This is a genomic window from Streptomyces sp. NPDC006265 (genome assembly GCF_040613555.1).
Lineage (GTDB): Bacteria > Actinomycetota > Actinomycetes > Streptomycetales > Streptomycetaceae > Streptomyces.
In genome coordinates, this window is the sequence record NZ_JBEXSH010000694.1 from 1 (window position 1) to 4,991 (window position 4,991).

Below are 4,991 nucleotides of genomic sequence, written 5' to 3' on the forward strand. Positions count from 1 at the left end.
ACGCACGTCCAGGCGCAGCTGGACGTCAGACCACACGACGGTGACCTGGACGGTGATCCCGGGTGGGCAGAAGCTGATCGCGGTGTTGGCGTTGCCCTGGTTGACGGCCGTGAACTCCGAGCCGTTGACCTGGGCGGTGTTGCTCTGGTTCGAGGCGCCGTCACCCACCGCCTGCTGCTGGGTGGTGGCCGCGGTGCCGAAGTTGTCGCCGCCGACGCCGCTGCCGAGATTGCCCTGCTCCGCCTCCGTGACGGACGCGATGGATCCGTTGTCCGCGAAGGCGCCGTTGTCCGCCGTCGCGACACCGGTGAAGAGGGCGGCTGCGAGCGGAAGGGCGGAGACCGCCGCGATGACGCGGGCGGTACGGATGCTTGCCATGTTTCTTGTCCCTCCAGGACTGATCGAACCGAGGACGCACCCGGCTCATCGCCGATCGGTGCGTGAACCACTGCTGTCACCGGGGAAGTCGGCCGACCGCCCCGGCGCGGTGCTCGACGTCGCGAGTCCAGAGTTGCCCACCGAATCCCCGGCGAACCACACCGGAAGCCGCCATTCGCACGCAAGCGTGAGGACTAGTCGATAAACCCCTATGCGTCACTTCCGTACCGGATGGGAGTGAAAGGGGGTGCTCGAACCCGGGTGCCGCAAAGGGGAAGCGTTCCAGCACTTTCCCCGGGCGCCGCACGACCCCGGCACGTCGCACTCGCTTCCTCTTTCTTTTTTCGAACGTACGTACGAAACTAGAGTCATGGCCACCACCGATCGGCAGGCCACGACGCTGGCCCTCGCACACGCCCTGTCAGCCGCCGAACGCGGACTGGCCGTCATCCCCCTGTCCCGCTCCAAGCTCCCGGCACTGCGTTCCCCGCACCGCGACGACCCCGCCCCCTCCCCCTGCCACGGTGCCTGCGGGAAACTCGGACACGGGGTCTACGACGCCTCCAGCGACCCGGACCGCATCCGCGAACTGTTCGCCGCCGCGCCCTGGGCGACCGGCTACGGCATCGCCTGCGGGCTGCCCCCGCACCATCTGATCGGCCTCGACCTGGACGTGAAGACCGGCACGGACTCCTCGGCCGCCCTGCGCGAGCTGGCGCTGCGGCACCTGTTCACGATCCCGCCGACCGTGGTCGTCGTCACCCCGTCCGGCGGGCGGCACCTGTGGCTGAGCGGGCCACCCGAGGTGGTCGTGCCCAACTCGGCGGGCCGGCTCGCCCCCGGCATCGACATCCGGGGGGCGGGCGGCTATCTGGTCGGCCCCGGCTCCCGCACGGACCAGGGCGCGTACGCCGCCGCCCCCGGCAGCGCGCACCTCGCCCCCGCCCCCTGCCCGCGCTCCCTCCTGCGGCTGCTGCTCCCGCCGCCCCGCGCCTACCACCCGGTGCCCGCGGCGGCCGGCGGGCACGGCCAGGGCCTGGTCCAGTTCGTCCTGGCCGCGCACGAGGGCCAGCGCAACACCCGCCTGTTCTGGGCGGCCTGCCGGGCCTACGAGGACGGCATCGGCCCGGCGCTCGTGGCTCCCCTGGTCGACGCGGCGCTCCATACCGGCCTGTCCGAGCGGGAGGCGCGGACGACGATCGCGTCGGCGGCACGGATGACGGGGCACCGGCCGTGAGCAAGGCCCCGCCCATCCCCACCACCGAAAGACCTCGATGCAACACCACGCAAAAGCGCCGGCCCTGGCACTCGCACGCCTCGTCCTGGTCTCCGGCCGCCCGGTGGACCTCGCCGAGCTGCGCATCTCGTCGACCTACGGCGACCTCCAGGACGGCTACCCCTGCAAGCCGCTGAACGACCTGCGGATCCGAGACCTGCTGCGGGCCGCCGAGCGGTCCCGCCCGGGCACGCCGGTGCACCTCGTCCCGCCCCGGCGCGAGTACCCCGACCAGTACGCGGGCGGCCTCGGGCCGGTCGAGGTGCTGCCCGCCGTGGCCTGCCTCGGCACGTTCCACTCCGTGGCCCTGGACCCGGCCCGCGACCCGGTCGCCTACCGCTCGCGCCTGACCGTCGTCTGGTTCCAGTCCACGCCCCGCCTGCCCTCGGGCTGCGACGCCGAGCCCGCACTGCGGAACCTCGACTGGGCGGTATTGGCTCGCGACGCCCCGGAGCACGTGCGTAGGGTCGTCCGATGAGCGCGTCCCGTACGGAACCGCTGCGCTGGCAGTTCGAGTTGTCCTGGTCGCTGTTCGAGTACCACCTGGAGCGGCTGGAGCCGGAGGACTTCCCGTGGGAGCCCGCTGCGCACTGCTGGACGATGCGCCGGGGGCCCGACGGCAGCTGGGTCCCGGACTGGGCGGACAGCGAACCCGACCCGGTCCCCGTTCCCACCCTCGCCTGGGCGAGCCGGCACCTCGTGATGGTGGTGGAGCGTCACCCTCGACCACGCCCAGGGCCGCCCGCCCCGCGACCGCGAGGACATCGTCTGGCCCGGCGAGGGCGCCCCGACGATCGAGTGGCTGCGCGGCCTGCGCCCCGAGTGGCTCAAGGTCCTGGACGACCTCACCGACCCGGACCTGGACGCCACGGCCTCCTTCCCCCGGCCTAACGACCCCGAGCACACCCGTCGCCCACACGCTGGCCCGGGTGAACGCGGAGCTGACGCGTCCGAGATCGGCCAACTGCGGCTGCTGCGGGCCGCGTCCGCACAGTGGTGCGCTGAACGCGTTCGGCCCGGGTACGCCCCGTCCCCCGGGGCGCGTCCGCCCCGGTGCGTGACATCGTGGGGGCATGAGCATCGATGTCCGGGCGGCCAAGGACTTCGAGGACGTCCGTGCCGTGCTCGGGCCGAGGTCTCCCGGGGCGAACGTCTGCTGGTGTCTGAGCCACCGGATCCCCCTCCCGGCTCAACAACGAGCTGCGCGGCCCGGCCGGCGGCGAGTACGTCGCCGAGCTGTGCCGCACGGAGCCGCCCCCGGGCGTGCTCGCCTACGACGGTGACGAAGTGATGGGCTGGGCCGCCGTCGCCCCGCGTGCGAGCACCTCGTTCGCCCGCAACCGCAAGATCTCGCACGTCGACGACCTGCCGGTGTGGTCGCTCTGGTGCGTCCGGGTCCGCCCCGGCCACCACAAGCAGGGCATCTCGCACGCCCTCATCGCCGGCGCGGTCGAGTTCGCCCGGGACCGGGGCGCACCGGTGATCGAGGCGTACCCCCCTGGACAACGGCGACGCCGAGGTCGCCCTGACGATGGCGTACGCGGGTCCGCGGAAGAACTTCGAACGCGCCGGCTTCGTCCGCGCGGCGGCCACGACCTCGGTCCTGGCCGGTCATCCCCGGATTCTGATGCGCCTCGGCCTGCGCTGAGAGAGGTGCCTCGGCCTGCGCTGAGAATGCGCCTCGACCCGCACTGAAAAAGGGCCCGACCGCTGGCGACGGGGGATGCACCAGCGGTCGAGCTATGGCCAAGGGTAACAAGCGCTTGCCCACCACGAGCCGACTGGCCACCGGGAAGCCCCGGTTGTGACTCGTATCACGCGACTGCCGTGATGGCCGAGCCTTGTGCGAGTCGGTGCCGTCAGCCGCCGCACGGCGGATCGTAGGAGAGCCGGGGCAGGTACTCCCGCCAGGTGTCCTGCGTCAGCACCCCCCGGGTCATCGAACAGATGCGGCGGACGGCGGTGTCGACGTCGAGATCCCAGAGCCGGATGGTGTCCGCCCCGCTCGACACCCCCAGCATGTGGCTGTTCGGGCTGAACGCCAGGAACGTGCCGGTCTTGGAGTTGGGGCTCATCGACTGGCCGATCGCGGTGGCGTGCGAGGGGTCGGAGACGTTCCACAGCCGCACGGTGCTGTCGTTGCCGCCACTGGCCAGGATGCGGCCGTCCCGGCTGAACGTCAGCGACACGACCGCCTCCGTGTGGCCCGTGAGCCGCGCCTGCTGGGAGGCCTCGGCGGGGTCCGAGATGTCCCAGAGGCGGACCGAGTTGTCGTCACCGGCGCTGGCCAGCGTGCGTCCGTCGCGGCTGTAGGCGAGCGCGTTGACCGCTCCGAGGTGGCCCCGCAGCGGCTTCCCGATCAGGGTCGCCCGGCCGGGGGCGGTCACGTTCCACAACCGGATCGTGCCGTCCGCGCTGCCGCTGGCGAGCGTCCTGCCGTCCGGGCTGAACACGAGGTGGTTGACATAGCCCTTGTGACCGGTGAGGGGTTTGCCGAGCGGGCGCGGGCGGGCCGGGTCGCTCACGTTCCACAGCTGGACGGTGCGGTCGTCGTAGGCGGTGGCCAGGACCTGCCCGTCCGGGCTGAAGGCCAGCGGGTCGGCGTACCGGATGTGCAGGGGGGCGGGAGAGCCGTGGCGGACCGGGCGTTCGGGATCACCGAGGTTCCACAGCTCGACCACCCGGTCGCCCGTCACGACCGCGAGGGTACGGCCGTCCGGGGCGAACTCCAGGGAGCGCACGTCGCCCTTGCCCGGGAGGAACGGTTCGCCCAACCGCACCGGCCTGCCGGGCCTCCGCACGTCCCACAGCCGGATCCGCCCGTCCCGCGCCGCCGTCGCGAGCAGCCGCCCGTCCGGCCGGAACACTCCGGTCCGGCCGGTCATGTCCGACGTCGGCAGCGACCACAGGCGGACCTTGTTGTCCCCCGCCCCGGTGGCGAGGGTGCGCCCGTCGGGGCTGAAGCCGAGCGCGTACATCTCGCCGCTGCTGCCCGCGAGGGGCCCGCCGACCTGCGACGGGTACTCCGGATCGCTGACCTTCCACAGGCTCGCGGTGCTGTCCGCGCTGGCCGCGGCGAGCATGTTCCCGTCGGGGCTGAAGGCCACGGACCAGACCGGCCCGGTGTGACCGGTGAGCGGCGCACCGATCGCGGCCGGGCGGCCCGGACCGGCCATGTTCCACAGTTGTACGGTGCCGTCCGCGCTGCCGCTGGCGAGGGTGCGGCCGTCGGGGCTGAAGGCCACGGAGTGCACGGTGGCGGCCATGTACTCCAGGTCGATCAGCCGGTAGCCAGCCCACTTCGGCTCGACGTGGGCCCTCCACACGCTGGACTTCC

Annotated in this window: 2 protein-coding genes and 4 pseudogenes; 4 read left to right on the plus strand and 2 right to left on the minus strand. The window is 72.6% G+C overall.

Annotated features, from left to right (window positions below):
* Positions 1–63: 63 nt before the first annotated feature.
* A pseudogene (locus ABZ281_RS37660) lies at positions 64–378 on the minus strand (hypothetical protein); the annotation flags it as partial.
* Positions 379–748: 370 nt separating this feature from the next.
* Here ABZ281_RS37660 and ABZ281_RS37665 point away from each other — a divergent pair.
* The 4 genes and pseudogenes from ABZ281_RS37665 (at position 749) to ABZ281_RS37680 (ending at position 3,302) form a co-directional block, all read left to right on the plus strand.
* The gene (locus tag ABZ281_RS37665; protein WP_356662533.1) at positions 749–1,615 is read left to right on the plus strand and encodes a bifunctional DNA primase/polymerase; all 867 of its coding nucleotides are present in this window, start codon (positions 749–751) and stop codon (positions 1,613–1,615) included.
* A gap of 37 nt (positions 1,616–1,652) precedes the next feature.
* On the plus strand, positions 1,653–2,132 hold the full coding sequence (locus ABZ281_RS37670; protein ID WP_356662534.1) for a hypothetical protein: 480 nt from the start codon (positions 1,653–1,655) through the stop codon (positions 2,130–2,132).
* Positions 2,129–2,642 (plus strand): annotated as a pseudogene (locus ABZ281_RS37675) (DinB family protein); the annotation flags it as partial. The gene ABZ281_RS37670 and the pseudogene ABZ281_RS37675, both read left to right, overlap by 4 nt.
* Before the next feature lie 85 nt (positions 2,643–2,727).
* Positions 2,728–3,302, plus strand: a pseudogene (locus tag ABZ281_RS37680) (GNAT family N-acetyltransferase).
* Between the two features lie 211 nt (positions 3,303–3,513).
* On the opposite strand, the pseudogene ABZ281_RS37685 reads toward ABZ281_RS37680, so the two are convergent.
* Positions 3,514–4,991: pseudogene (locus tag ABZ281_RS37685) on the minus strand (hypothetical protein); the annotation flags it as partial.

Coding starts and splice junctions, on each gene's coding strand:
- ABZ281_RS37665 (WP_356662533.1), top strand. CDS start 749: ATGGCCACCACCGATCGGCAGGCCACGACGCTGGCCCTCGCACACGCC.
- ABZ281_RS37670 (WP_356662534.1), top strand. CDS start 1,653: ATGCAACACCACGCAAAAGCGCCGGCCCTGGCACTCGCACGCCTCGTC.